Genomic DNA, 26,453 nt, shown 5'->3' with positions numbered 1-26,453 from the left:
CGGCGGTCAGGCGTAACGGTCAGGCGTGCGGTCACGCGTACAGGGCGTTCAGCCAGTCCTGCCACGCCTTCCGCGCCCGGTCGGCGGACGCGGCCGCGTCCGGCGCGAACCGGTGCAGCGCGATGCCCACCGGGCCGCCCCACGCGTCGCGGCCGAAGAACCGGTACATCGCGTCGCCGGTGCGCAGCCCGATGAAGTGCTCGTTCCGGTAGTCGAGGACGGCCTCGGCGGGGCCGGCGTCCGGCAGGTCCACCCGCACCGTGTCGCCCTCGGCGGCGCCGTCCAGCCCGAGCGCGCGGCCGACCGCGGCGAACGAGCCCTTGCGCATGGACTCCGCCGGGCCCTGCACGTCGGAGTGCGCCGCCCGCCGCCCGGTGAAGTGCGCCAGGTACTGGCGCAGCGTGTGCAGGTAGAAGTCGGTGTGCCGGTTCGCGCCGTCGTACTGGTCGTCCCAGTCGCCGGTGAAGATGCCGCTGTGCACGTAGCGGACCCAGGCGCCGCCGCCCTCGCGCGGCTCGATCCGGTGCTCGAGGACGTTGAGGGTCTGCGGCATGCCGTGGATGCCGTTCGGGTCCTCCGCTCGGCTGGCCAGCCGGTGCGGCGGGTCCCACGCGGTGATGACGCCCCCGCCGGCGACGCCGCCGCCCTCGCGGGGCTCGAACTCCATCGGCCACAGCCACGCGGCGGTGCCGGTGGTGACGGCGTCCCAGACCTGCTCGGGGCTCGCCTCGGTCTCGTACTCGCGGACGATCTCGAATTCCCTGCCCATGGTCGCTCTCCTCGCGCTCTCAGCTCTCGATCTCCCCGGTGGGCTGCGGTTCCGCGCGCGCCCCGGGCTCGGTCTTCAGGGACGGGTGGACGGCGATGACGACGCGGTGCGCGCGGCCGCCCTCCACCGCCCCGCCGTGGTACTTGCGGACGAGCGCGCTCACCCCGGCGGTCAGCTCCTCGATGAACGCGGCCCGGTCCGCCGCCGTGGCGAACACGACCTCCCCGTCCAGCGCGTAGGTGGCCAGCCGCTTGTCGGCCCGCGCCGCCCCGCTGATCAGCGCGCCGACGTCGCGGACCAGCCGCGCGGCCAGCGCCAGCAGCCACCGCGCCGACAGCGCGTCGCGGTGCCGGCCGGGGTCGGGCTGCAGCGTCGCGAGCGCCAGCGGCGAGATGACGTAGGACGCCGCCGTCGCCCGCAGCAGCCGCTCGGTCATGTTGCCCTTGCGGCGCTCGCCGACCAGCTCGACCAGGCCGTGCCGCTCCAGCGTGCGCAGGTGGTAGTTGACCTTCTGCCGGGGGAGGCCCACCCGCGCCGCCAGCGTCGCCGCCGACATCGGCTCGCCCAGCTCGGCCAGCAGCCGCGCCCGCATGGGGTCCAGGGAGGCGGCCGCCGCCTCCGCGTCCTCGATCACCGTCACGTCCAGCATGCCCTCATCATCGCTGCCGACAAATCGATTTGTCAAGACAGGATTCTTGGTCTTGCGGTGTTGTCCCGGATGCCCGGTTCGTTCTCGGGTAGTGGGAGGGCATGGCCAACGACCCGGAAGCCCGGTCCCGCACGCCCGGCGCACTGCGCGACTACGCCTTCATCGCCGACGGCGAGCGCGGCGTCCTCGTCGGCCCGGACGGCGAGTACGCCTGGATGTGCTTCCCCCACTGGGACTCCGACCCGGCCTTCGCCGGCCTGCTCGGCGGGCCCGGCGGATACCTGGTCCAGCCCGCGTGCGAGCGGTTCGTGCCGGGCGGCCACTACGAGGACCGCGGGCTCATCTGGCGCAGCCGGTGGGTGACCGGCGAGGGGTCCATCGTCGAGTGCCGCGAGGCGCTGGCCCGCCCCGCCCGCCGCGACCGCGCCGTCCTGCTGCGCCGCTGCCGGGCGGTGCGCGGCGGCGCCCGGCTGCGCGCCCTGCTGGACGTGCGCGCCGGCGGCCCGCGCATGCGGAGCCCGCACCACCGCGACCCCGACTGGACCGCCCGCAGCGGCGGCGTCCGGATCCGCTGGCGCGGCGCCGACGAGGCCGTCGTGCGGGAGGGGCCGGACGGCGGCGCGGTCCTCGCGGCGGCCTTCGACCTCGCCGAGGGCGAGTCCCGCGACCTCGTGCTCGAACTGGCCGCGGACGGCGCCGCCGCGGACCCGGCGGCGCTGGACGCCGACGCGCTGTGGGAGGCCACCGAACGGGACTGGCGGCGGGCCGTCCCCTCCTGCGGCGACACGATCGCCCCGCGCGACGCCCGGCTGTCCTACGCGGTCCTGACCGGGATGACCAGCCGGGCCGGCGGCATGGCCGCCGCCGCGACGACCGCGCTGCCCGAACGCGCCGACGAGGGCCGCAACTACGACTACCGCTACGCCTGGATCCGCGACCAGTGCTTCGCCGGGCACGCCGTGGCCGCGCACGGCGGCCCCCCGCACGTGCTGCGCAGCGCCGCCGAGTTCGTCACCGCCCGCCTCCTGGCCGACGGCGACCGGCTGCGGCCCGCCTACACCGTCGCGGGCGGCCCCGTCCCCGCCCAGCGCGGCAGCGGCCTGCCCGGCTACCCCGGCGCCGCCGCCGTCACCGGCAACCGCGCCGGCGGGCAGTGGCAGCTCGACGCGGCCGGCGAGGCCCTGCTGCTGCTCGCCACCGCCGCCGAGCACGACCGCGCCGGGGACGGCGCCCGGGAGGCCGCCCGCGTCGCCGCCGCGGCGGTCGGCAGCCGCTGGCGCGGCCCCGGCGCCGGCATCTGGGAGACCGACGACCGGCTGTGGACCCACTCCCGGCTGATCTGCGTCGCCGGGCTGCGGCAGGCCGCCCGCGTCCTCGGCGGCCCCCGCGAGGCCGCCGCCTGGAACTCCCTCGCCGACGCCGTCCTCGCCGAGACCGCCCGGACCGCGCTCACCCCCGGCGGCCGGTGGCGGCGCGCCACCGACGACGACCGGGTCGACGCCGCGCTGCTCATCCCGCCGCTGCGCGGCGCCGTGCCCGCCGGCGACCCGCGCACCGCCGCGACGCTCGAGGCCGTCCGCGCCGAGCTCGTCCAGGAGGGCTTCGTCTACCGGTACCGGGCCGGCGGCGAGCCGCTCGGCGCCGCCGAGGGCGCCTTCACCCTGTGCGGCTTCTTCCTCGCGCTCGCCGAGCACCGGCAGGGCGAGGCCGCCCGCGCCCTCGGCGCCTTCGAGCGGACCCGGTCCGGCACCGCCACCAGCGGGCTGTTCTCCGAGGAGTACGACGTCGAGCAGAGGCAGCTGCGCGGCAACATCCCGCAGGCGTTCGTGCACGCCCTCCTGCTGGAGACCGCCGCCCGCCTGGCCTCCTAGCCCGCCGCCCCGGGCCGCGTTGGCGCACCCGGGCCCGGCCCTGTAGAAAGCTGTCATGGACGAGGACGGGGACGCCGGAGTCGACGAGGTCACCTCGGCGATGCTGACCGCGTCGCGGCTGCTCGTGGCGATCTCCGCGCGCTCCCTGGCCGAGGTCCAGGACGCCGTCACGCTGCCGCAGTTCCGGCTGCTCGTCGTGCTGTCCTCGCAGGGCCCCACCAAGCTCGTCACGCTCGCCGGGCTGCTGGAGGTCAACCCGTCCACCGCGCTGCGGATGGTCGACCGGCTCACCGCCGCCGGGCTCGTCCGCCGCGAGGCCAGCCCGCGCAGCGGCCGCGAGGTCCTCATCCAGGTCACCGGCGCCGGGCGGCGCATCGTCGACGACGTCACCGCCCGCCGCCGCGCCGAGATCGCCGCGGTCGTCTCCCGGATGCCCGCCGGGCAGCGGCGCGCCCTCGTCGCCGCCCTGCGCGCCTTCACCGAGGCCGGCGGCGAACCCCCGGTCGGCGACACCGCCCAGCTCGGCTGGACCTGACCCCGGCCGGACCCGGCCCCGGCCGCGTCGAACCCCGCCGCCCCGGCGTGCGTACTGCAGCCGTAACGCCCTTCACCTCGACCGAGAGGCGGTGCCGGATGCCCCGACCCCGACCGGCCGCCGCAGCGGCCGCCGTGCCCGCCGCGCTGGCCGCCGGCCTGCTCCTGAGCGCCTGCCTGCCCGCCGGGCGGCAGGCCGCCGACGGCGCCGCGGTGGCGCCCAAGGCCGGCGACGAGGCCGCCGCCCAGTCCACCGTCGTCACCGACTGGGGCCCGCTCGGCCCCGCCGACCGCGACGTCATCGTCCAGCTCCGGCAGGCCGCGCTGTGGGAGATCCCCGTCGCCCGCCAGGCGCAGCGCCGCGCCGCCCGGCCCGCGACCCGCCGCGCGCTCGCGGAGATCGCCCGCCGGCACGCCGGGCTCGACCAGCTGAACCGCAGGGTCGCCGGGCGGCTCAACGTCCCGCTGCCGAACCGGCCCAGCGCCGTCCAGCAGAGCTGGATGTCGGAGATCAGCGGCAAGTCGGGCAACAACTACGACAAGACCGCCGTGGCGCGGATGCGGATGGCCCAGGGCATGCTCTACGCCGAGCTCGGCGCCGTCCGCGCCAGCACCCGCAACACCCTCGTGCGGCAGTTCGCCGAGCGGGCGCAGCCGTTCGTCAACGAGCAGATGCGGCAGCTGGAGTCCACCGGGTTCGTCACCGGCGACACGCTGCCCGACCCGCCCGCCGTCACCGAGCCGCCGCCGCCCGCCCCGCCCGGCGCGCGCCGCTCCCCGGCACCCGCCGCGACGTCGCTGCTGTCCTGACGCGCTGTCCTGACGCGGATCGGCGCCCGACCCGGATCGGCGCTAGCGCCCGAGCTCGCCGAGCAGGGCGGTGAGCGTCGCGCCGAGCGGCGCGTCCAGCCTGACCGCCGCGTGCTCGTCGCCGCGCGTCGCGCCCCGGTTGACGATCGCCACCGGCACGCCGTGCCGGGCCGCGTGCCGGACGAACCGGTAGCCCGACAGCACCGCCAGCGACGACCCGAGCACCAGCAGCGCGCCCGCGGCCCCGGTGAGCGCGTAGCAGTCCCGGACCCGGGCCGGCGGCACGTTCTCCCCGAAGAAGACCACGTCGGGCTTGAGGACGCCGCCGCACCGCTCGCACGGCACGACCCGGAACGCGGCGGCGGCCTCGTCGGGGATCACCGCGTCCCCGTCGGGGTTGATCGCCTCCGCGCGCGCCTCGAAGCCGGGGTTCGCGTCGCGCAGCCGCGCCTCCAGCCGCCCGCGCGGCGTCCGCTGCCCGCACCCCAGGCACACGACCCGGTCCAGCGACCCGTGCAGCTCGATCACCCCGTCCGCGCCGGCCGCCTGGTGCAGCCCGTCGACGTTCTGCGTGATGATCCCCGCGAGCAGGCCGCGCCGCTGCAGCTCCGCCACCGCCCGGTGCCCCGCGTTCGGGCGCGCCGCCGCCATGTGCCGCCGCCCGAGATGGGCGCGCGCCCAGTACCGGCGCCGCGCCGCCTCGCTCCCGGTGAACGCCTGGTAGGTCATCGGCTCCGCGCGCCGCCGGCGCCCCGTCTCGCCGCGGTAGTCCGGGATGCCCGACTCGGTGGACAGCCCGGCGCCGCTGAGCACCACCACGTCCCCGCCGGAGACGAGGTCGGCCAGCAGTGCGAGCTCGCCGGTCCCCGCCGCGTTCTCCGCCACCTGCGTCACCCCTCCATGGTGCACGACCGGGACGAGTGAGGGACGAAACGCCCGGCGCTCCTGTGGCGCGTGTCACCCGCGTGACAAAAACCGCCGGGAGAATGTGCCCGGGGCGGCAAGTTCCGCCGGGCGCCGCCGCGCTAGCTTCCGAAGCCCCGCCTCTCCGCGGGATCCCCCCACACCGCGAGGTGCCGATGACGCGTGAACACCGTGCCCGGAAAGGCCGCTCCCGGGCGTGCCGCGCCGATGGGACGCCCCGCGTCGTGGTGACCGGGTTCGGCGTGAAGAGCCCCGCGGGCGGCACGCCCGCGGAGGTGCTCGCGACCGTCCTGGCCGGCAAGTCGCAGGCCGTCCACGTCCCCGAGCTGCTGGAGGCCGGGACCGCCGTCTCGTTCGGCTGCCCCGCCCAGCCCCTGGACGAGGACCGCTACTTCGGCAGGCCCGAGCGGCGCCGCCTCGACCGGATGACCAAGCTCGGCGTCGCCGCGGCCGACGACGCCGTCGCCGACGCCGGGCCCGGCTACGGCGGCGACCCCGCCCGCCGCGGCGTCTACGTCGGGACGGCCGCCGCCGGGCTCGCCTCCGCCGTCGCGCTCGGCGGCCACGAGCACGCCGGGACGCTGGACCGGGTGCCGGTCCCCGCCGTCCCGAAGATCATGCCGAACGCGACCGCCGCGAACGTGTCCATCCGGCACGGCTGCGAGGGCCCCTGCCTCACCTTCTCCACCGGCTGCGCCAGCGGCGCCACCGCGATCGGCGAGGCCGCCCTCGCCATCCGCGCCGGCCGGATCGACGCGGCCGTCGCCGGCGGCGTCGACGCGATCCTCACCCCGTTCGTCATGGCCGCGTTCGCCCGCATCGGCGCGCTCGCCCGCCGCGACCCCGCCCCGCACACCGCCGGGCGCCCGTTCGACGCCGACCGCGACGGGTTCGTCGTCGGGGAGGCCGCCGCGTTCCTCGCCCTGGAGCGCGCCGACCGCGCCGAGGCCCGCGGCGCCCGCGTGTACGGGGAGGTCGCCGGGTACGGGGCCGCCTCCGACGCCGCCCACCTCGTGCGGCCCCGCCCGGACGGGGAGGTCGCCGCCCGCTGCATCGCCGCGGCGCTCGCCGACGCCGGGCTGGAGGCGTCCCGGATCGGGCACATCAGCGCGCACGCCACCGGCGCCCGCGGCAACGACGGCGCCGAGGCGCTGGCGATCGACCGCTGCTTCGGCGGCCGCACCCCGCCCGTCACCGCCACCAAGGGCGTCACCGGGCACGTCCTCGGCGCCGGCGGTGCGCTGCAGGCGATGCTCGCGCTGCTCAGCGCCGCGGACGGGCTCGTCCCGCCCACCGCCAACTTCACCGCGCCCGACGCCGAGACCGCGCTCCTGGACGTCGTGCACGGCGAGGCCCGGGCGATCCCGCCCGCGCGGCCCGCGCTGTCGAACTCGTTCGGGTTCGGCGGGCACGACGCTGCCCTCGTCCTCACCCCCGCCTGACGGGGCGCTCCGGCCGGGGGCCTACCCGTCCACCCGGGGCCTACCCGTCCACCCGGGGGCCGACGGGCCGGGGCCCGTCCGGGACCGCGGGGCCGCGGCGCCGGCGGGAGGACCGCCCGCCGCGGGAGGCCAGCAGCGCCCCGGCCGCGATCAGCAGGACGCCGGCGGCGCCGCCGCACAGCGGCACCACGGTCTTCAGCAGCCGGATCTTCCGGGCGCCGTCCGCGGAGCGGTCCTGCAGCGCCCGCCGCGACTCCGGCGTCATCTTCAGGGTGAAGTCCGCGACGACGAGCCGGCCAGGCCCCTCCTTGGGGCGCAGCGTCGACAGGACGTGCCGCTGCTGGTCGATCGGCGCGCCCGTCCGCGGGTCCACCCAGTACGTCGCCTCGGCCTGGTAGTAGCGGTCCACCGGCACCGCCGGGCCGCCCGCGGGGCGCCCCAGCAGCTCGCCGGGCACGTCCGGCAGCTCCCCGGCGACCCTGGTCTCCGGGATCCGCTGGACGAAGCGGTAGGCGAGCAGGCCGCCGACGCGCTCCCGGCCGTCGAAGACCACCGGCCAGCTGCGCAGCGTGGAGGTGTCGAACAGCTCCAGGCCCTTCTTGCGGACCTGCACCGGCCAGAACAGCCCGATGCCCGACAGCCGGACGCCGGCGTCGCCGTCGATCGCCGCGCCGCAGCAGTTCCGCAGCCGCCCGGTGCGGCGGTCGAACGCGTACCGCTGCTTCTGGAGCTCGATCGTGGTGCCGCGCCCCACGTCCTGCACGACCGTCGTGGAGTCCCACACCGCGACGCCGTCGTGCGCCGACTTCGGGTCGCCGCGGACGGTGTTGGTCGCCACGATCGTCGCGCCCGTCCGCGGCATCGCCTCCCCGGCGTCGAAGTAGGAGGCGTCGTCGGCGCGCAGCCGGGTCACCTGGTACAGGTCCGCCGGCGCCCCGATCAGCGACGGCGCCACGTAGAAGCGGACGAGGAGCCCGGCGGCCAGCAGGAACGCGCCGAGCCCGATGAGGGACGCACCCATGATCCGCCGCACTGCCGCCTCCCGGCCCACGCTCGGAACCACGCACGAACTTGATATTTCATCTTTTGCGAGTGTCCCGCATCACACCCGCAAAAGAAATGGATCAGCGCCCGAACCCCGCGAAGAGTGTGCCGCCGCCCAGCCGGACCGGTCGTCCGGCGCGGCCCGCCCGCCCGAACCCCTCGTCCGGCCCGCCTCGGGGGCGGCGCCGCGGTGAGCGCCAGTTAACGCGCGGGTCACGCGAGTGATCCATCCGGGAAATACGGGCCGCCCAGCATCGGGGTTCATGGGAGCCGACAGCACAACGGACCGGAGGCTGGTCGTCGCGGGGCACGGACCGGCCGCGCACCGCCTCGTGGAGGCGCTCCGCGCGCGGGACGCCGCCGGGACCTGGACCATCACCGTCATCGGCGAGGAGCCGCGGCCCGCCTACGACCGGGTGGCGCTGACGACCCACCTGGAGGGCGCCGACCTCGCCCACCCCGCGCACGGCCCCGAGGTCGCCGTCCGCACCGGCGAGCGGGTCACCGCGATCGACCGCGCCGCCCGCACGGTCGCCACCTCGGCGGGGGACGCCGTCCCCTACGACGCGCTCGTCCTCGCCACCGGGTCGGCGCCGTTCGTGCCGCCGGTCCCCGGCGCGGACCTGCCCGGCGTGTTCGTCTACCGCACGATCGACGACCTGGACGCCATCCGCGCGTACGCCGCCGGCAAGACCACCGGCGCCGTCGTCGGCGGCGGCCTGCTCGGCCTGGAGGCGGCCCGCGCCCTGCAGGGCCTCGGGCTGCGCAGCGGCGTCGTCGAGGTCGCGCCGTGGCTGATGCCCCGGCAGCTCGACGAGGGCGGCGGCGCGATGCTGCGCCGCCACATCGAGGGCCTCGGCATGGCCGTGCACGCCGGCGTCCCGATCCGCGCCCTGGAGGCGGGCGGGGACGGCGCCGTCCGCCGCGTCGTCCTCGACGACGGCACCGTGGTCGACGCAGAGGTCGTGGTGATCTCCGCCGGCATCCGCCCGCGCGACGAGCTGGCCCGCGGCTGCGGCCTGCCGGTGGGGGAGCGCGGCGGCGTCGCCGTCGACGGGACCTGCCGCACCGAGGACCCCGCGATCTGGGCCGTCGGCGAGTGCGCGTCGGTCGAGGGGACGGTCTACGGGCTCGTCGGGCCGTGCTTCTCCATGGCCGAGGTCGTCGCCGACCGGCTCCTGTCGGACGCCAGCACCGCCGTGTTCGAGGGCGCCGACATGTCGACGAAGCTGAAGCTGATGGGCGTGGACGTCGCCAGCTTCGGCGACCCGTTCGCCGGCCCGGAGCAGGGCGCGCTCGGCGTCACCTACACCGACCCCGTCGCCGGCGTGTACAAGAGGCTCGTCGTCAGCGACGACGCGCAGACCCTGCTCGGCGGCGTCCTCGTCGGCGACGCCGAGTCCTACGGGACGCTCCGCGCCTACGTCGGGGGCGGCCTGCCCGGCCCGCCCGAGCAGATGCTGTTCGGCGGCACCGAGGCCGCCGGCGGCGACCTGCCGGGCGCGACGGTCATCTGCTCCTGCAACAACGTCACCGCCGAGGACATCCGCTGCGCCATCGCCGAGCACTCCCTCACCGACGTGCCCGGCGTGAAGGACTGCACCCGCGCCGGCACGAGCTGCGGCAGCTGCGTGCCCCTGGTGAAGCGGATCCTGGACGCCGAGCTGACCGCCGCCGGGATCGAGGTCAGCAAGGCCATCTGCGAGCACTTCGACTACAGCCGCGCCGAGCTGTTCGACATCATCCGCGGCGGGGGCGTCACCAGCTTCACCCAGCTCGTCGAGGAGCACGGCACCGGCCGCGGCTGCGACATCTGCAAGCCCGCCGTCGCCTCCATCCTGGCCAGCCTCGGCAACGGCCACATCCTGGAGGGCGAGCAGGCCGCGCTGCAGGACACCAACGACCACTTCCTCGCCAACCTGCAGAAGAACGGCACCTACTCGGTCGTCCCGCGCGTCCCCGGCGGGGAGATCACCCCCGAGAAGCTCATCGTGATCGGGGAGGTCGCCCGCGACTTCGGCCTCTACACCAAGATCACCGGCGGGCAGCGCATCGACCTGTTCGGCGCCCGCGTCGAGCAGCTCCCCGAGATCTGGCGGCGGCTCGTCGAGGCCGGGTTCGAGTCCGGCCACGCCTACGGCAAGGCGCTGCGCACGGTGAAGTCGTGCGTCGGGTCCACCTGGTGCCGCTACGGCGTCCAGGACTCGGCCGCCATGGCGATCCGCCTCGAACTGCGGTACCGGGGGCTGCGCGCCCCGCACAAGCTGAAGTCGGCCGTGTCCGGCTGCGCCCGCGAATGCGCCGAGGCGCAGAGCAAGGACTTCGGCGTCATCGCCACCGAGAACGGCTGGAACCTCTACCTCGGCGGCAACGGCGGCATGCGGCCCCGGCACGCCGACCTGTTCGCCACCGACCTCACCGACGACGAGCTGATCCGCTACATCGACCGGTTCCTGATGTTCTACATCCGCACCGCCGACCGGCTGCAGCGCACCGCGAGCTGGCTGGAGTCCCTCGACGGCGGCCTGGACTACCTCCGCGAGGTCATCGTGGACGACCGGCTCGGCATCTGCGCCGAACTCGACGCCGCCATGGCCCGCCACGTCGCGTCCTACTCCGACGAGTGGCGCGACACCCTCGACGACCCCGAGCGGCTCCGCCGGTTCGTGTCCTTCGTCAACGCCCCGCGCACCCCCGACCCGAGCATCGCGTTCGCGGTCGAGCGCGACCAGATCAAGCCGCTCCCGCTGGAGGTGAAGCGATGAGCCCCGCGGCCCGGCCGGGCATCGTGGTCGTCGGAAACGGCATGGCGGGGTCGCGGTTCGTCAGCGAGCTGCGCGACCGCGACACCGCGACCCCCGTCACGGTGTTCGGCGCCGAGACCCAGCGCCCCTACAACCGGGTGCTGCTGTCCAACGTCCTCGCCGGCGTGACCCGGCCCGACCACATCAGCCTGGTCGACGCCGCCTGGTACGCCTCCCACGGCGTGGACGCCCGGCTCGGCGTCGAGGTCACCCGCGTCGACCGCGCCGCCGGGACGGTGCACGCCTCCGACGGGACCGTCACGCCGTACGAGACGCTCGTCCTCGCGACCGGCAGCACCGCGTTCGTCCCGCCGATGCCCGGCCTGCGGGACGGCCTCCCCGAGGGCGCCCTGGTGTTCCGCACCCTGGACGACTGCCGGCGCATCACCGAGCTCGCCGCCTCCGCGCGGCGCGCGGTCGTCGTCGGCGGCGGGCTGCTCGGCATCGAGGCGGCCCGCGGGCTGGCCGGCCGCGGGCTGGACGTCACCGTCCTGCACCTGGCCGGGCACCTCATGGAACGCCAGCTCGACCCCGCCGCCGGCAAGGTCCTCGCCCGCACCCTCGCCGCGCTCGGCATCGGCACCCGGCTGCAGGCCGGCGTCGCCGGGCTGCGCACCGCCGGCGGCGCCGTCACCGGCGTCGAGCTGGCCCGGCCCGGCGGCGGGACCGAGGTCGTCGACGCCGACCTCGTCATCCTGGCCTGCGGCGTCCGGCCCGAGGTGACCCTCGCCCGCGACGCCGGCCTGGCCGTCGGCCGCGCCATCGTCGTGGACGACGAACTGCGGTCGGTCACCGACCCGTCCGTCCGCGCCATCGGCGAGTGCGCCGAGCACCGCGACGAGGTGTACGGGCTCGTCGCGCCCGCCTGGGAGCAGGCCGGCGTCCTCGCCGGGCTGCTCGCCGGCACCGACCCCGCCGCCCGCTTCACCGGCGCCCGGCAGATCACCCGGCTCAAGGCCGCCGGCATCGAGCTGGCCTCGATGGGGGAGACGCACTTCGGCGACGACGACGAGGACGTGGAGGTCGTCCGGTTCACCGACGCCGCCCGCGGCACCTACAAGAAGGCCGTGATCCGCGACGGGCGGCTCATCGGCGCGATCCTGCTCGGCGAGACCGCCGCCGCCGGAACCCTCACCCGGCTCTACGACCGCGCCGCGCCGCTGCCCGCCGAGCGCCTCGGCCTGCTGTTCCCCGGCATGGGCCGCGCCGCGGAGGCCGAGTCGCCGGTGCGGATGCCCGACGCCGCCACCGTCTGCCACTGCAACAACGTCAGCAAGGGGGAGATCCGCGCCTGCTGGCAGGCCGGCGCCCGCACCGCCGCCGACGTCGCCCGCGCCACCCGCGCCGGCACCGGCTGCGGCGGCTGCCGCGACGCCGTCGAGGGCATCGTCGCCTGGCTGGACGAGCAGGACTCCGCCGACGTCGCCTGAACCCGCCGAACCCCGCCGCCGAACCCCGCCGCCGACCTGGCGGCGGGGGCGGCCCGGGGCGGTGGGTAGGCTCCGCCCATGCTCGACGGACGTCCGCTGATCGACGCGCACGTGCACGCCGCCCGCCTGCCGACCCTGCCCCCGGCATGGCGGCAGTGGGCCGAGGAGTTCGGCGCGTCCCACCCCTGGCAGGACCTCTACGACGCCGACGGGACCCTCGTCCCCGAGCGGGTCGACGCCCGCTTCGAGGAGGAGGGCGTCGACATCGCCCTGCTGCTGTGCGAGTACAGCCCGAAGACGACCGGCACCCAGCCCATCGAGGACCTGGAGCCGCTCCTCAAGCACAACCCGCGCCGCTTCCGGCCGATCGCCAACGTCAACCCCCACCTGCACTACCCGATCGGCGCCGAGGTCGCACGGCAGCTGGAGTTCGGCGCCGCCGCGCTGAAACTCCACCCCGTGCACGGCGGGTTCAGCGTCGCCGACCCCGACCTGTACCCCGCCTACGAGGTGTGCCGCGACGCGGGCGTGCCCGTCGTCGTGCACTGCGGCACCAGCTCCTTCCCCGGCTCGGCCAACCGGTACGCCGACCCGACGCCCGTCGACGACGTCCTGCGGCTGTTCCCCGGCCTGACGTTCGTCCTCGCCCACGGCGGCCGCGGCTGGTGGTACGACGCCGCCGCGTTCCTCGCGCTGTCCCGCGAGGAGGTGTGGATCGAGCTGTCCGGGCTGCCGCCGCGCCGGCTCCCCGAGTACTACGCCCGGCACGACCTGCGCCGCCTGGCCCGCAAGTTCATCTTCGGCACCGACTGGCCGGGCGTCCCCGGCGTCGCACGCAACGCCCGCGCCGTCGCCGGCCTCGGGCTGGACGAGGAGACGCTGTCCCTCGTCCTCGCCGGCAACGCCCTGCGCGTCTACAAGGGCCTGTCCCTCTGACCCCTCCGGCCGCCGGCCGTTTCGCCCCCCGCCCGCGGGAAAGGACTCCTCCATGACCGACCCCGGTCCGTTCACCGAGGACGTCGTGCGGCAGATCATGCGGCACATGAACGACGACCACGCCGCCGACTGCCTCACCATCTGCCGCGCCCTCGGCGGCCGCCCCGGCGCGACCGCCGCCCGGATGACCGGCCTGGACCCCGGCGGCATCGAGTTCGCCGTCAGCGACGGCGGCGCCGAGCACACCGTCCGGATCCCGTTCGGCGAGCGGCTCACCGAGCGCCCGCAGGTGCGGCGCGAGGTCGTCCGGATGACCGAGGAGGCCCGCGCCGCCCTGAGCGGCTGACCTGGCTGGCCTGCACCCCGTCGGCGGCGACGCCGCCCGGCTCTGCCGCTTCCCCGGCAGGCCCAGGGCCTGCAGGGGCCGCTGCCGCGCCTCGCCCGAGGCCGCGGCGGGGGACGCCGCCGAGCAGACCCGGGTCAGCGCCGGGGCCGGGACCGCCTGCCGGCCCGGCGCCGCCGTCACCGCCGGGCTCGGCGGGCACGTCCGCGCCGGCGCCGCCTGACGGCGCGCCCCGCGGGATTTGGGGCGGGCCGAAAAGGGGATGCGGTTTGGCTCGCGGGCGGGTGGAGATCCGGTAGGCAGCCGCGGGGCCCGCGACGGGCCCCCGACCCCCAACGGAGGCCCGACATGCTCGCGATCGTCGCCGCGATCGTCTTCGCCCTGGCTCTGCTCTTCGACCTCGCCGACGTCTCCTCGGACGCGATCAACAACGGGACGCTGACCGTCCTCGGCCTGCTGCTCATCGCGCTGCACTTCGCCGGCGTCGGCACGTCGGCGAACTGGCGGCCCCGCCGCTACAGCCGCCGCCGCTGACCGGCGGTCACTCGGCGCGGGAGAACCGGACCCGGCGCCGCGCCGGGTCCGCCTCCTCCAGCCGCACCTTCACCTGCTCGCCGAGCGGCAGGTCCGCGCCCTCGCAGCGGCCGAACACCGGCGGCGCCACCAGCTGGACGCGCCCGCCGGTGCGGTCGCCGTTCACGTCCACCACCACCGCGTCGAACACCTCCCCGACGTGGTCGCGCAGCAGCAGCGCCTCGACGAGGTCGACGCAGGCGTGGTCGACGTCGGCGGCCCGGCGCAGCGCCCGCTGCATCGTGTCGGGCAGCCCCGGCAGCGCCTCGCGCGCCCACCCCGGCACCGGGCGCCCCGCCGCCAGCGCCAGGCACACCTCCGTCGCGTACCGGTCCGCCAGCCGCCGGATCGGCGCGGTGACGTGCGCGTACGGGGCCGCCACGGCGGCGTGGCCGGGCTGTGCGGGCGGCGCCCCGTCGAACGCGGTGTAGCCGGCGCCGCGCATCAGCGCCGCCGCGTCGTGCAGGAACGCCGCGTGCCGGGGCAGCGCCGGGTCGAGGGCGCGGACGATGCCGCCGTAGGAGGCGTCCGCCGGCCAGGCGACGCCGAGCGCGCGCGCCGCGATCCGCAGCCGCGCCTCCGCCTCGGCGGGGGGCGGCGGCATCGTGCGCAGCAGCCCGACCCCGCCGTCCAGCATCAGCCGGGCCGCGGCCCGGCCGGTCAGCAGGGAGATCTGCGCGTTCCACGCCTCGGTCGCGAGGTCGCCGCGCAGCTTCACCGCCCAGCCGCCGGCGGCGTGCACGACCTCCTGCTCGGGCAGCGGCAGGCTGACCCCGCCGCGCGCCGCCTCCGCCGCGATGAGCCGCTCGCCGATCTCGCCGAGCAGCGCGATGCGCGGATCCCCGCCGTCGTGGCGGGCGGTGGCGTAGTCGAGGCGGTCGCGGCTGCGGACGACGGCGCGCCGCACGTCCACCCCGGTGATCCGCCCGGCGTCGTCGATGTCGATCGTCCACGTCACCGCGGGGCGGTCGCGGCCCGGCAGCAGGCTCGCGGCGCCCTCCGACAGGGGGCGCGGGTGCAGCGGCGCGCTCGCGTCCGGCAGGTAGAGGGTGACGCCGCGGGTGTGCGCCTCGGCGTCCAGCGCGCCGCCCGGCCGCACGAACCCGGCCACGTCCGCGATCGCGTACCGGACCCGGTGGCCCGGCCCGCGCCGCTCCAGGTGCATCGCCTGGTCCAGGTCCATCGAGCCGGGCGGGTCGAGGGTGAAGAACGGGACGTCGCGCAGGTCGGCCCGGCCGCCGTCGAGGGCCGCGGGCCGCGCGGCCTCGGCGAGGACGGCGGGCGGGAACGGGCCGGGCACCGAGAACTCGGCGCGGATCCGGTGCAGCCCGGCGCGGACCTCGGCGTCGGCCTCGGCGGTACGCAGTCGCAGCGGTCGGCGCGGCACAGAACCGAGCGTACGGGACGGACCCGCCGCACCGATCGGAATCTACAATGTAAAGGCGTCGGGCCGGCCGCGCGCTCCGGGTGAGAGGGCGGGGGTCCCGGCGAACGCCCGCAGGCCGTCCGGGTCCACGACGGTGATCCGCCGCCGGCCGGTGCGCACCAGGCCCGCGTCGCGCAGCACGGCCAGGGCCCGCGCGACCGTCTCCCGGGAGGCGTCCATCCAGCTGCCGAGCTCCTCCTGCGACAGCGGCGGCCCGATCGCGATCTCGCCGCCGGGGCCCGCCGGCGCCCGCCGGGCCGACAGCTCGGCGAGCCCCTCCAGCAGGATGGCCAGCCGCCGCGCGCCCTGCGCCGACACGTGCGCCTGGGCCCGCCGCCCCGCGTCGTCGAGCCGCCGCACGAACGTGCCGCTGACCAGCATCCACACCCGCGGATGCGCGTCGAGGAAGGCGGTGAACCGCGACGCCGGCACGACCAGCGCGCGGATCTCGTCGAGCGCCTGCACCGTCGCCGACCGCTCCCTGCCGCCGAGGACCGCGCTCTCGCACACCAGGTCGCCGGGGCCGCGCACGGCGAGCACCACCGCGTGCCCGGCCGCGCTGGACGAGACGACCTTCGCCCAGCCCGACTCGATGACGACGATGTGGTCGGAGTCGTCGCCCTGGTAGCACAGCGGCGCCCGCGGCCGGTAGGTCCGCGGCCGCCCGGCGTCCCGGAGCGCCGCGCGCTCCCGTCCGTCCAGCGCGTCCCAGAACCCTCCGCCGCGCACCGCGGCGAGGCCGCCGCGGGATGTGGTCCGCTCGCTCACGGCAGTTCCGTTCCGGTCCGGGATGGGGTGAACCGGCACCCGCGGCAGTTGGGGGGAGTGGGGCGGTGAGGCCCAGTGCCGCGGGTACCGGTCGTCTGCACGCGTGTCCGCACGCCTCCAGCAGAACCCGTCACCGCCTCGGATGCTGCACGCCGGAGAACCGCCTGTCTGCGTCTTATGACACTTTTGGCGAAAATTGCAGTGAAATCGCGTGCTTCAGCGCGAAAGAGCATTGAGGAGGCGGTTCACCGGGCTGCCGAGATTCCACCGGTCGGCGAGCTCCACCAGCCTCTCCGCGTCGCGCGGCCCGGCGGGCAGCCGGTCGTCCAGCTCCGCCAGCTCAGGCGCGTCGATGTCGGTGACCACCCGCACCACCGTCTCTGCGGCGGCCAGGTACTCGCGCGCGGCCTCCAGCCGGCGGCGCGCGCCCGCCGGGAACCCCGCGTCGGTGCCCGCGTCCAGCGCCGCGAGGATGCCCTCGACCGACCCGAACCGGGTGACCAGCGCCGCCGCGGTCTTGTCGCCGACGCCCGGCACCCCCGGCAGCCCGTCGCTCGGGTCGCCGCGCAGCGTGGCGTAGTCGCCGTAGCCGCGGCCGGGGATGCCGTACTTGGCCGCGACCTCCTTCTCGCCCATCACCTGCAGGTTCCGGATGCCGCGCGCGGTGTACAGCACGGCGACCGGGCCGCGGTCGTCGACGAGCTGGAACAGGTCGCGGTCGCCGGTCACGATGTCGACCGGCCCCTCGGCGGCGCCGCGCACCGCGAGCGTCCCGATCACGTCGTCGGCCTCGTAGCCGGGGACGCCGGCGCGGGCCAGCCCCACCGCGTCCAGCACCTCGTCGATCAGCGGGAGCTGCGCCTCCAGCGCGTCCGGGGTCTGGTCGCCGCCGTCCGCGGCGACCCGATGCGCCTTGTAGGACGGCAGCGCCGCCACCCGGAACGCGGGCCGCCAGTCGGCGTCCATGCAGCAGACGAGGCGGTCCGGCGACCGGTCCTGGACGAGCCGCGCGATCATGTCGATCAGCCCGCGCACCGCGTTCACCGGCGTCCCGTCGGGCGCCGTGACCGACTCGGGCACCCCGAAGAAGGCGCGGAAGTACAGCGACGGCGTGTCCAGCAGCATCAACCCGCTCATGGGAGGACATGCTCCCACGCGGGTCCGGCGCCGCGCCGCACCGCCGCTCCTGCGATCCTGGTACCGGCCATCGGACCGGAACGGAGAATGGAGACGGGTGTGACAACGGAGTTGTATCCGCCGGAGCGCATCGGGCGGGTGCGGGAGGCGGTGGCGGAGGCGGGCCTCGGCGCGGTGCTGCTGACGCCCGGCCCGGACCTGCGCTACGTCACCGGCTACGACGCCAAGGAGCTGGAGCGCCTCACCTGCCTCGCGGTGCCCGCCGAGGGGGAGCCGTTCCTGGTCGTCCCGCGGCTCGAGCTGCCCGCCGCGCAGGAGTCGCCGGCCGGGGCGCTCGGCATCGAGCTGGTGCCCTGGGACGAGACCGCCGACCCGTACGCGCTCACCGCCGCCCGGCTCCCGGCAGGGCCGGCGAAGGTCGGCGTCGCCGACCGGATGTGGGCGGTCATGGCGCTGCGGTTCCGCGCCGCGCTGCCGGACGCCGAGCAGGTCGCGGCCGGGCCGGTGCTGCGCGAGCTGCGGATGCGCAAGTCCGCCGCCGAGGTCGCGGCGCTGCGCGAGGCGGGCGCGGCGATCGACCGCGTGCACCGCCGCGTCCCCGGCCTCCTCAAGGCCGGCCGCACCGAGCGCGAGGTCGCCCGCGACATCGCCGACGCGATCACCGCCGAGGGCCACGCCCGCGTCGACTTCGTCATCGTCGGCTCCGGCCCGAACGGCGCGAACCCGCACGCCGAGCCGTCCGACCGCGTGATCCGGCCCGGCGAGCCCGTCGTGGTCGACATCGGCGGGACGATGCCGAGCGGCTACTGCTCGGACTCCACCCGCAACTACTGCGTCGGGGAGCCGCCCGCCGAGTACCGCGCCTACTACGCGGTGCTGGAGGAGGCGCAGCGCGCGTCGTGCGCGGCGGTGCGGCCGGGCGCGACGCCCGAGGAGGTGGACGCGGCGGCCCGCGGCGTCATCGCCGCCGCCGGGCACGGCGAGCACTTCTTCCACCGCACCGGCCACGGCATCGGCCTGGAGTCGCACGAGGACCCCTACATCGTCGAGGGCAACCGCGAGCCGCTGGAGCCGGGGATGGCGTTCTCCATCGAGCCGGGCATCTACCCCGGCCCGCACGGCGCCCGCATCGAGGACATCGTCGTGTGCACCGAGGACGGCTTCGAGCCGATGAACACCACCGAGCACGGCTTGGTGATCGTGGACTGACCCGCCGCCGGGGACGGGACGGCGGCGGCGCGGACCGGCCTGCCGTCATCGGGCGCCGGCCTGCCGCCATCGCGCGGCGGCCCGCCGCCGGCGGTCGTCGAACGAGGGTGCGGACCGGTTTTCGGTCCGCACCCTCGCGTCATTGCGGACAGCACAAATTAGGGCGGAAACGGGTCGGTAACGATCTCTGCACCAAATGTGTCAGCGGGCACTGTGCGTATTGCGGTTCGGCCGGTCGGCCATGTACCACCTAGATGCATTGTTACGAGGGGGTAAGCCGGTTTCTTCCGCATCGCGGACCGTCGCGCCGTGCCGGAGCGAGCCCGCGCCCTCCCCGGAGCCGTGCCGTGCAGAAGAGGAGACGCCGTGGCAGAGGTCGACCTGACCAGCGTCGGGAAGGTCTATCCCGACGGCACGCGGGCCGTGACCGACCTGAACCTTCACATCTCCGACGGGGAGTTCCTCGTCCTCGTCGGGCCCTCGGGCTGCGGCAAGACGACCGCGCTGCGGATGGTCGCCGGCCTGGAGGAGATCTCCGAGGGCGAGATCACGATCGGCGGCCGCGTGGTCAACCGCGTCCCGGCCCGGGACCGCGACGTCGCGATGGTGTTCCAGAGCTACGCCCTCTACCCGCACCTGTCGGTGCGCGACAACATCGGCTTCGGGCTGTCGCTGCGCAAGATGCCGAAGGCCGAGATCCGCGAGAAGGTCGACCGCGCCGCGGAGATCCTCGGCCTCACCGAGCACCTGTCCCGCAAGCCCCGCAACCTGTCGGGCGGGCAGCGGCAGCGCGTGGCGATGGGCCGGGCGATCGTCCGGGAGCCGCAGGCGTTCCTGATGGACGAGCCGCTGTCCAACCTCGACGCCAAGCTCCGCGTCCAGATGCGCGCGGAGATCGCCCGCATCCAGCGCGACCTCGGCGTCACCACGATCTACGTCACGCACGACCAGACCGAGGCGATGACGCTCGGCGACCGGGTCGCGGTGATGAAGAAGGGCGAGCTGCAGCAGGTCGCGCCGCCGCAGGAGCTCTACGACCGGCCGGCGAACCTGTTCGTCGCCGGTTTCATCGGCTCACCGGCCATGAACCTGATCCAGGGCACGCTCTCCGGTGACGCGGCGAACCCGCGCCTGGAGATCGGCGGCCAGACCCTGGCGCTGCCGGCCGAGGTGCTGACCGAGCGCCCGGCCCTGGCGTCCCGCCTCGGGAGCGACGTCGTCGTCGGCATCCGCCCCGAGGACATGGAGGACTCCGAGCTGGTGGAGACGCCCGACGGGGCCGGGCTGACCTCCACCGCCGACCTCGTCGAGGCGATGGGGTCGGACGTGCTCGTCCACTTCGCGATCGAGGCGTCCCAGGTCGTCACCGAGGACACCAAGGAACTCGCCCGCGACGCGGGGACCGACGTGCTGGGGACGCTGGACAGCCCCCACACCGACATGGTCGCGCGGTTCAGCCCGCGCACCCGCGTGAAGGTGGGCGACCCGGTGACGATCCGCGTCGACACCGGGCGCCTGCACTTCTTCGATATCGAGTCCGGCGCGGCGATCTGGGGATCGGACGCCGCCGGTCCGCTCAGGGAGGATGAGGAATGAGGGTCAGCAGGCTGATGGGAGCCGCCGTCGCGGCGGGACTGCTCCTGTCATCGGCCGCCGCGTGCGGCGGCGACGACGACGGCGGCAGCGACGGCTCGACGCCCGCCGGCGGGGGAGCGCTGAAGGGCACCACGATCGAGGTCGCCGCCAAGTGGACCGGCCAGGAGGAGGCGAACTTCCGCAAGGTCCTGAAGGCGTTCGAGCAGAAGACCGGGGCGAAGGTCAACTACGCCTCCACCGGTGAGAACACCGACGCCTACCTCGGCCCGCGCATCGAGGCCGGGAACCCGCCGGACGTGGCGATCCTGCCGCAGCCCGGCCTGATGCAGCAGTACGCGCAGAAGGGCGCGCTGAAGCCGCTCGACGAGGACGTCGTCGCGCAGGTCGGGCAGAACTTCTCGCCCTACTGGAAGGAGCTCGGCTCCAGCGGCGGCAAGGCCTACGGCGTGATCGTCAAGGCCGCCTACAAGTCGATCCTGTGGTACCGGCCCGAGGCGTTCGACGAGGCCGGCGTGCAGCCGCCCGCGGCGTGGGCCGACCTGGTCAAGGCGGCCGGCACGCTGCAGGACGCGGGCACCACCCCGTTCACCCTCGCCGCCGGGCCGCAGGACTCCTGGACGCTCACCGACTGGTTCGAGAACGTCTACCTGTCGCAGGCGGGCCCGGAGAACTACGACAAGCTCGCCAAGCACGAGATCAAGTGGACCGACCCGACGGTCGGCAAGGCGCTGGAGACCCTCGCCGAGATCTGGGGCAAGCCCGACTACCTGAACGGCGGCGTCGCCACCGCGACCAAGACCAAGTTCGACGAGTCGGTCACCCAGGTCTTCGGCCAGCAGAAGGCCGCCATGGTCTACGGCGGCGACTTCGCCGCCGCGAACATCTCCACCACCAAGGCCAAGGTCGGCACCGACGCCAAGGTGTTCGCCTTCCCGAAGGCCGGTGACACGCCCCCGGCGATCCTCGGCGGCGACGTCGGCGTCGCGATGAAGGACGGCAAGGGCGCGCAGGAGCTGATGAAGTTCCTCGCCTCCCCGGAGGCCGGCAAGGTCTGGGCCGGGCTCGGCGGCTACCTGACGCCGAACAAGAACGTCCCGCCGGACGCCTACTCCGACCCGATCGCCAAGCAGCTGATCGGCCAGCTGCAGCAGTCCGGTGACGCGGCCCGTTACGACATGTCCGACCTGGCGCCCGCCGCGTTCGGCGCGACGCCCGGCAAGGGCGAGTGGGAGGCGCTCCGCCAGTTCGTGATGCACCCGGACGACGTCAAGGGCACGCAGGCCAAGCTGGAGGCCGAGGCCGCCAAGGCCTACAAGTAGGGAATCCCCTGATGAAGGCTCGGAATGAGGAGGTGCCGCCGGCCGCGACGGCCGGCGGCGCCGCCGCCGTCGACGTACCGGCCGCGCGGCGGCCCGGCGCCCGCCGGGGACGCGAGCGGCTGACCCCGCCGTCCTGGCTGGCCATGGCGTTCCTGCTGCCGGCGCTGCTGCTGCTCGGCTTCCTGGTCGTCTACCCGATCGTCTACTCGGTGATCCGCAGCTTCTTCGACGCCTCGGGCGACGGGTTCGTCGGCGCCGACAACTACACCGGGATCTTCAAGGGGCACAACAACCTCGTCGCGGTGCGCAACACCGCCATCTGGGTCGTGGTGGCCCCGACGATCGTCACCATCGTCGGCCTGGTCTTCGCCGTCCTCACCGAGCGGATCCGGTGGGCGACGGTGTTCAAGCTCGTCGTGTTCATGCCGATGGCGATCTCGTTCCTCGCCTCCGGCGTGATCTTCCGGCTGGTCTACCAGATGGACCCCGACAAGGGCGTCGCCAACGCGGCGCTCGTCGCGATCCACGACACCTTCGCGCAGGGCACCACCTACCCGGGCGCCGGGCCCCGCAACGGCGGGGACGCCCCCGTCCGCGAGGACGGCGGCGCCGTCGTCACGGTGAACTCCTACGGGCCGGGGCAGAGCGCCCTCGTCCCGCTGCTGAAGGTCAAGCAGCAGTACCTGCCGAAGGACGCCAAGCCGGCCGCGCAGCCGCCGGCCGCCAAGCCCGGCCAGCTGACCGGGACCGTGTGGTTCGACTTCACCAGGGGCGGCGGCGGGCAGCAGAACACCCCCAACGCCGGCGAGGTCGGGCTCCCCGGCGTCAAGGTCGAGGCCGTGCGGGACGGCAAGGTGGTCGCCAAGGCCACCACCGGGGACGACGGCACCTTCACGATGAAGAAGGTCCCCGACGGGACGTACACGATCCGGCTGCCCAAGGACAACTTCACCGCCGCCTACCGCGGCGCCGAGTGGCTCGGCAGCACGCTCATCACCCCGGCGATCATCGGGTCGTACCTGTGGGTGTGGTCCGGGTTCGCGATGGTGCTGATCGCCGCCGGGCTCGCCGCGATCCCCCGCGACGCGCTGGAGGCGGCCCGGGTGGACGGAGCCACCGAGTGGCAGGTGTTCCGGCGGGTGACGATCCCGCTGCTCGCACCCGTCCTGATGGTGGTGATGGTGACGCTGGTCATCAACGTCATGAAGGTCTTCGACCTCGTCTACATCATCGGCGGCGGTGATCCGAACGCCAACGTGCTGGCCCTGCAGATGTGGACGGTGTCGTTCGGCGGCGGCAACGACCAGGGCGCCGGCAGCGCCATCGCCGTGCTGCTGTTCGTGCTGGTGCTGCCCGCCATGCTGTTCAACGTCCGGCGACTGCGGCAGGAGCGCAAATGAGCACCGCGGAGAAGGAGGCGAAGGCGCCGGCCGCCGGCGGCGGCAACGGCAACGGCGCGGCGGGCGCGCCGCACCGCGGCGTGGCCGCCCGGATCGTCGGCAGGCTCGGCGGCGGGGCGGCGCAGGCGCTGCTCGTGCTGATCGCGCTGTTCTGGCTCGTGCCGACGCTCGGGCTGCTGGTGGCGTCGCTGCGCTCCAACGAGGACAACAACGCCAGCGGCTGGTGGAACGTCTTCGCCAAGCCCACCGAGCTGACCATGCAGTCCTACAGCTCGCTGCTGGACAAGGGCGACTTCGTCGACTCGTTCTGGAACACGGTGCTGATCACCGTCCCGGCGACCGTGCTGGTGGTGGTGATCGCCGCGCTCGCGGCCTACGCGTTCGCGTGGATGGAGTTCCCCGGGCGCGACTGGCTGTTCATCCTCGTGGTGGCGCTGCTGGTGGTGCCGATCCAGGTCGCGCTGATCCCGGTCGCCAAGCTGTACGGGGCCATCGAGTTCGGCGGGTTCCACATGTTCGGGTCGATCGCCGGCGTGGTGCTGTTCCACGTCGCGTTCGGCCTGCCGTTCGCCATCTTCCTGCTCCGCAACTTCTTCGCGGCGATCCCCCGGGACCTGCTGGAGGCGGCGCGGATGGACGGCGGGTCGGAGTGGACGATCTTCCGCCGGGTGATCTTCCCGCTGGGCGGCCCGGCGATCGCCTCGCTCGGCATCTTCCAGTTCCTGTGGGTGTGGAACGACCTGCTGGTCGCGCTGGTGTTCGCCGACACCGAGTCGCAGCCGATGACCAAGTGGCTGCAGTCCCAGATGCGGCAGTTCACCGGCAACATCGACATCCTCGCGCCCGGCGCGTTCCTGTCGCTGATCGTCCCGCTGATCGTGTTCTTCGCCTTCCAGCGCTACTTCGTCCAGGGCGTCCTGGCCGGGTCGGTGAAGTAGCCGGCGCGGCGGACGCGCACCTCGCGGCGACGCCCCCCGGCCCGCGCGGGCCGGGGGGCGTCGCCGCGTCCGGCGCCGGTGCTACTTGCGCAGGCTCGCGGCGCCGTGCCGGGCCGCGGCGTCGGGGTGCCCGATGGCCAGGCCGCTGGACGGGTCGAAGAAGTGCAGCCGGCGGGTGTCGACGGCGAGCTGCACGTTCTGGCCCGGGCGGACGTGCGAGCGGGAGTTGACGCGCGCCGTCCACAGCGCCTTGTTGTCGACCAGCGGGATCGCCATGTCGCCGTCGCCGTCGGCGTCCTCGGCGAGCGCGGCGGTGTCCTTGTGCTCGACCGGCGGGGCGTCGATCGTGAAGATCACGTTGATCTCGCTGCCCAGCTCCTCGGTGACGCTGCTGCGGACCGGCATCGGCGCCCACTCGGGCTTGGCGTGCGCGGCGTCCTCGAAGTCCGACGGGCGCACCCCGAGGATGACCTTGCGGCCGAGGTAGTCCTGCAGGCCGGGCTTCTCGCTGAGCGTCGCGGCCGGCACCGGCAGCGTGTACCCGGCGAAGGAGACCTGCGCGCCGCCGTTGCCGGAGGTCAGGTCGGCGAGCACGAAGTTCATCGCCGGCGAGCCGATGAACCCGGCAACGAACAGGTTCACGGGGTTGTCGAACAGCCGCTGCGGGGTGTCGACCTGCTGGAGCACGCCCTCGCGCAGCACGCACACCCGCGACCCGAGGGTCATCGCCTCGACCTGGTCGTGGGTGACGTACACGGTGGTGACGCCGAGCCGCTCGTGCAGCTGGCTGAGCGAGGCGCGCATGGAGACGCGCAGCTTGGCGTCCAGGTTGGACAGCGGCTCGTCCATCAGGAACGCCTGCGGCTCCCGGACGATCGCGCGGCCCATCGCCACGCGCTGCCGCTGGCCGCCCGACAGCGCGGCGGGCTTGCGGGACAGGTACTGCTCCAGGCCCAGCATCTTGGCCGCCTCGCGGACCTTGGCCTTGATCTCCGACTTCGGCGTGCCGCGCAGCTTGAGGCCGAACGCGAGGTTCTGCTCGACCGTCATGTGCGGGTAGAGGGCGTAGTTCTGGAAGACCATCGCGATGTCGCGGTCCTTGGGCGCGAGGTCGTTGACGACCTGGTCGCCGATGGAGATCTTCCCGGCGCTGATCTCCTCCAGCCCCGCGATCATCCGCAGCGCGGTGGACTTGCCGCAGCCGGACGGGCCGACCAGCACCATGAACTCGCCGTCGCGGATCTCCAGGTCGAGCCCGTCGACGGCCTTCACGCCGCCGCTGTACACCTTGTCGACCCGATCCAGCACGATCTTGGCCATCCGAACCCTCCATGGAAACGTTTCCGTTATCCCCTGCCGAGCAGGGACTTTGTGTCGCTGTGTGGAGTAAACATCATGGAATCGTTTCCATGGGAGCGCTGTGCCGGATAAGATCATCGAAAACGTGCGAAACGGGAGGTCACGGGGTGGCGCAGCGGCGGTCGGCGACGATCAAGGACGTGGCCGCGGCGGCGGGCGTCGGCATCGCCACCGTGTCCCGGGTGTTCTCCGGCGGCTCGGTCAGCGCGGCGACCCGCGAGCGCGTGCTCGCCGCCGCGCGCGAGCTGGACTACCGCCCGAGCGCCCTCGGCCGCGGCCTGAAGCTGCGCCGCAGCGGCGGCATCGGGCTGATCGTCCCCGACGTCACCGACCCGTTCCGCGCCGAGCTGGTCGCGGGCGTGCTCGCCTGCGCCCGCAGCCTCGGCGAGCACGTCATCGTCGACGCCGCGCACGGCGACCCGGCCCGCGAGGCCGAGATCGTCGAGCGGCTCGTCGAGCAGCGGGTGGACGGCATCATCGCGGTGCCCGCCGGGGAGCTGGCCGACTGGCGCGGCGCCGCCCGGGTGTGCTCCAGCGTCGTGTTCGCCGACCGGGTGCTGCCGGGCCTGCCGGAGATCCCGGCGGTGCTCCCCGACGACGCGGGCGGCGTCCGGTCCCTCACCGAGTACCTCGCCGGGCTCGGGCACCGCCGCATCGGCTTCCTCGGCGGCGTCCCCGGCACGCCCGCCGGGGTGCGCGAGCGCGCGTTCCGCGACACCCTCGCCCAGCTCGGCGTCCCGGTGGAGGAGGACCTCGTCGTCGCCGCCCGGCCCGCCCGCGACGCCGCCTACGCCGCCGCGGCCGGGCTGCTGCAGCGCCGCGCCGACGTCACCGCGATCCTCGCCGCCGGGCACCTGCTCGGCGAGGCGGCCGTGCTGGTCGCCCGCGAGCTGGACCTGCGGATCCCCGCCGACGTGTCGGTCGCGATGATGGACGACGTGGCGTGGGCGGAGCTGTGCGACCCGCCGCTCACCGCCGTCGCCCGCTCCGGCCACGACATCGGCTACCGCGCCTGCGAGCTGCTGCTGCGCGAGCCCGCGCGGCGGGGGAGGGGCGGCCCGGTGCTGCTGCCGACCGAGCTGGTCGTGCGCGGCAGCTGCGGCCCGCTGCGCCCGCCGCGCCGGTGAAACCGCCGGATCACCCCCGATCCGTGATCAATGGGGGCGCACGCA

General features: G+C 75.1%; 23 protein-coding genes. 15 read left to right on the top strand and 8 right to left on the bottom strand.

Annotated elements, in window-relative coordinates:
* Nucleotides 1–31: 31 nt before the first annotated feature.
* Together ACIWVC_RS04845 and ACIWVC_RS04840 are read right to left on the bottom strand one after the other, a co-directional pair.
* Nucleotides 32–769 (bottom strand): SRPBCC domain-containing protein, encoded by a 738-nt coding sequence (locus tag ACIWVC_RS04845; protein WP_396446759.1) that lies wholly within the window; start codon nucleotides 767–769, stop codon nucleotides 32–34.
* A 19-nt stretch (nucleotides 770–788) separates the two neighbouring features.
* Complete coding sequence (locus ACIWVC_RS04840; protein ID WP_396446760.1) at nucleotides 789–1,418, bottom strand: ArsR/SmtB family transcription factor; 630 nt, start codon at nucleotides 1,416–1,418, stop codon at nucleotides 789–791.
* Between the two features lie 101 nt (nucleotides 1,419–1,519).
* Here ACIWVC_RS04840 and ACIWVC_RS04835 point away from each other — a divergent pair, with 101 nt between their 5' ends.
* The 3 genes from ACIWVC_RS04835 (at nucleotide 1,520) to ACIWVC_RS04825 (ending at nucleotide 4,633) form a co-directional block, all read left to right on the top strand.
* Nucleotides 1,520–3,289, top strand: coding sequence for a glycoside hydrolase family 15 protein (locus ACIWVC_RS04835; protein WP_396446761.1), 1,770 nt, complete (start codon nucleotides 1,520–1,522; stop codon nucleotides 3,287–3,289).
* 55 nt (nucleotides 3,290–3,344) lie between these two features.
* The gene (locus tag ACIWVC_RS04830) at nucleotides 3,345–3,824 is read left to right on the top strand and encodes a MarR family winged helix-turn-helix transcriptional regulator (protein ID WP_396446763.1); all 480 of its coding nucleotides are present in this window, start codon (nucleotides 3,345–3,347) and stop codon (nucleotides 3,822–3,824) included.
* A 98-nt stretch (nucleotides 3,825–3,922) separates the two neighbouring features.
* Nucleotides 3,923–4,633 carry a DUF4142 domain-containing protein gene (locus ACIWVC_RS04825; protein ID WP_396453846.1) on the top strand — a complete coding sequence of 237 codons (711 nt, stop codon included), beginning with the start codon at nucleotides 3,923–3,925 and terminating at the stop codon, nucleotides 4,631–4,633.
* 42 nt (nucleotides 4,634–4,675) lie between these two features.
* Here the strand turns inward: ACIWVC_RS04825 and ACIWVC_RS04820 are convergent, their stop codons facing one another.
* Nucleotides 4,676–5,527 carry an NAD-dependent protein deacetylase gene (locus ACIWVC_RS04820; protein WP_396446765.1) on the bottom strand — a complete coding sequence of 284 codons (852 nt, stop codon included), beginning with the start codon at nucleotides 5,525–5,527 and terminating at the stop codon, nucleotides 4,676–4,678.
* 185 nt (nucleotides 5,528–5,712) lie between these two features.
* On the opposite strand from ACIWVC_RS04820, the gene ACIWVC_RS04815 reads away from it, so the two are divergent.
* Nucleotides 5,713–6,999: a beta-ketoacyl-[acyl-carrier-protein] synthase family protein gene (locus tag ACIWVC_RS04815; protein WP_396446766.1), complete on the top strand. Its 1,287-nt coding sequence runs from the start codon at nucleotides 5,713–5,715 to the stop codon at nucleotides 6,997–6,999.
* A 40-nt stretch (nucleotides 7,000–7,039) separates the two neighbouring features.
* On the opposite strand, the gene ACIWVC_RS04810 is transcribed toward ACIWVC_RS04815, so the two are convergent.
* Nucleotides 7,040–8,062 carry a DUF3068 domain-containing protein gene (locus ACIWVC_RS04810; RefSeq protein WP_396446767.1) on the bottom strand — a complete coding sequence of 341 codons (1,023 nt, stop codon included), beginning with the start codon at nucleotides 8,060–8,062 and terminating at the stop codon, nucleotides 7,040–7,042.
* Nucleotides 8,063–8,306: 244 nt separating this feature from the next.
* On the opposite strand from ACIWVC_RS04810, the gene nirB reads away from it, so the two are divergent.
* The 5 genes from nirB (at nucleotide 8,307) to ACIWVC_RS04785 (ending at nucleotide 14,090) form a co-directional block, all read left to right on the top strand.
* Nucleotides 8,307–10,808 carry a nitrite reductase large subunit NirB gene (gene nirB / locus ACIWVC_RS04805; RefSeq protein ID WP_396453844.1) on the top strand — a complete coding sequence of 834 codons (2,502 nt, stop codon included), beginning with the start codon at nucleotides 8,307–8,309 and terminating at the stop codon, nucleotides 10,806–10,808.
* Nucleotides 10,805–12,277, top strand: coding sequence for an FAD-dependent oxidoreductase (locus tag ACIWVC_RS04800; RefSeq protein WP_396446770.1), 1,473 nt, complete (start codon nucleotides 10,805–10,807; stop codon nucleotides 12,275–12,277). Before nirB ends, ACIWVC_RS04800 begins: the two co-directional genes overlap by 4 nt.
* Nucleotides 12,278–12,355: 78 nt before the next feature.
* On the top strand, nucleotides 12,356–13,213 hold the full coding sequence (locus tag ACIWVC_RS04795; RefSeq protein ID WP_396446771.1) for an amidohydrolase family protein: 858 nt from the start codon (nucleotides 12,356–12,358) through the stop codon (nucleotides 13,211–13,213).
* Nucleotides 13,214–13,265: 52 nt separating this feature from the next.
* The gene (locus ACIWVC_RS04790; protein ID WP_396446773.1) at nucleotides 13,266–13,559 is read left to right on the top strand and encodes a DUF2470 domain-containing protein; all 294 of its coding nucleotides are present in this window, start codon (nucleotides 13,266–13,268) and stop codon (nucleotides 13,557–13,559) included.
* 345 nt (nucleotides 13,560–13,904) lie between these two features.
* Nucleotides 13,905–14,090: a hypothetical protein gene (locus ACIWVC_RS04785; RefSeq protein WP_396446774.1), complete on the top strand. Its 186-nt coding sequence runs from the start codon at nucleotides 13,905–13,907 to the stop codon at nucleotides 14,088–14,090.
* 7 nt (nucleotides 14,091–14,097) lie between these two features.
* Here the strand turns inward: ACIWVC_RS04785 and ACIWVC_RS04780 are convergent, their stop codons facing one another.
* The 3 genes from ACIWVC_RS04780 to ACIWVC_RS04770 form a co-directional block, all read right to left on the bottom strand.
* A complete protein-coding gene (locus ACIWVC_RS04780) occupies nucleotides 14,098–15,516 on the bottom strand; it encodes an RNB domain-containing ribonuclease (protein WP_396446775.1) in 1,419 nt (472 codons plus the stop codon).
* Between the two features lie 42 nt (nucleotides 15,517–15,558).
* Entirely contained in the window at nucleotides 15,559–16,323 is a 765-nt protein-coding gene (locus tag ACIWVC_RS04775; protein ID WP_396446776.1) for a Crp/Fnr family transcriptional regulator, read from the bottom strand.
* A 216-nt stretch (nucleotides 16,324–16,539) separates the two neighbouring features.
* Complete coding sequence (locus ACIWVC_RS04770; RefSeq protein WP_396446778.1) at nucleotides 16,540–17,460, bottom strand: 5'-3' exonuclease H3TH domain-containing protein; 921 nt, start codon at nucleotides 17,458–17,460, stop codon at nucleotides 16,540–16,542.
* A 99-nt stretch (nucleotides 17,461–17,559) separates the two neighbouring features.
* Here ACIWVC_RS04770 and ACIWVC_RS04765 point away from each other — a divergent pair, with 99 nt between their 5' ends.
* The 5 genes from ACIWVC_RS04765 (at nucleotide 17,560) to ACIWVC_RS04745 (ending at nucleotide 23,922) form a co-directional block, all read left to right on the top strand.
* Entirely contained in the window at nucleotides 17,560–18,669 is a 1,110-nt protein-coding gene (locus tag ACIWVC_RS04765) for a M24 family metallopeptidase (protein WP_396446779.1), read from the top strand.
* A 366-nt stretch (nucleotides 18,670–19,035) separates the two neighbouring features.
* Nucleotides 19,036–20,265, top strand: a complete 1,230-nt coding sequence (locus ACIWVC_RS04760) for an ABC transporter ATP-binding protein (RefSeq protein WP_396446780.1) — start codon at nucleotides 19,036–19,038, stop codon at nucleotides 20,263–20,265.
* The gene (locus ACIWVC_RS04755; protein ID WP_396446781.1) at nucleotides 20,262–21,584 is read left to right on the top strand and encodes an ABC transporter substrate-binding protein; all 1,323 of its coding nucleotides are present in this window, start codon (nucleotides 20,262–20,264) and stop codon (nucleotides 21,582–21,584) included. Before ACIWVC_RS04760 ends, ACIWVC_RS04755 begins: the two co-directional genes overlap by 4 nt.
* Before the next feature lie 11 nt (nucleotides 21,585–21,595).
* On the top strand, nucleotides 21,596–22,984 hold the full coding sequence (locus ACIWVC_RS04750) for an ABC transporter permease subunit (RefSeq protein ID WP_396446782.1): 1,389 nt from the start codon (nucleotides 21,596–21,598) through the stop codon (nucleotides 22,982–22,984).
* Nucleotides 22,981–23,922 carry a carbohydrate ABC transporter permease gene (locus ACIWVC_RS04745; protein ID WP_396446783.1) on the top strand — a complete coding sequence of 314 codons (942 nt, stop codon included), beginning with the start codon at nucleotides 22,981–22,983 and terminating at the stop codon, nucleotides 23,920–23,922. The genes ACIWVC_RS04750 and ACIWVC_RS04745 overlap by 4 nt, the downstream gene beginning before the upstream one ends.
* An 81-nt stretch (nucleotides 23,923–24,003) precedes the next feature.
* On the opposite strand, the gene ACIWVC_RS04740 is transcribed toward ACIWVC_RS04745, so the two are convergent.
* A complete protein-coding gene (locus ACIWVC_RS04740) occupies nucleotides 24,004–25,242 on the bottom strand; it encodes an ABC transporter ATP-binding protein (RefSeq protein WP_396446784.1) in 1,239 nt (412 codons plus the stop codon).
* 146 nt (nucleotides 25,243–25,388) lie between these two features.
* Between ACIWVC_RS04740 and ACIWVC_RS04735 the strand changes: the two genes are divergently transcribed.
* Nucleotides 25,389–26,408, top strand: a complete 1,020-nt coding sequence (locus tag ACIWVC_RS04735; RefSeq protein WP_396446785.1) for a LacI family DNA-binding transcriptional regulator — start codon at nucleotides 25,389–25,391, stop codon at nucleotides 26,406–26,408.
* Nucleotides 26,409–26,453 lie beyond the last annotated feature (45 nt).

This window comes from Actinomadura sp., assembly GCF_044508335.1.
Lineage (GTDB): Bacteria > Actinomycetota > Actinomycetes > Streptosporangiales > Streptosporangiaceae > Spirillospora.
This window is presented reverse-complemented; position numbering and strand designations above follow the sequence as displayed.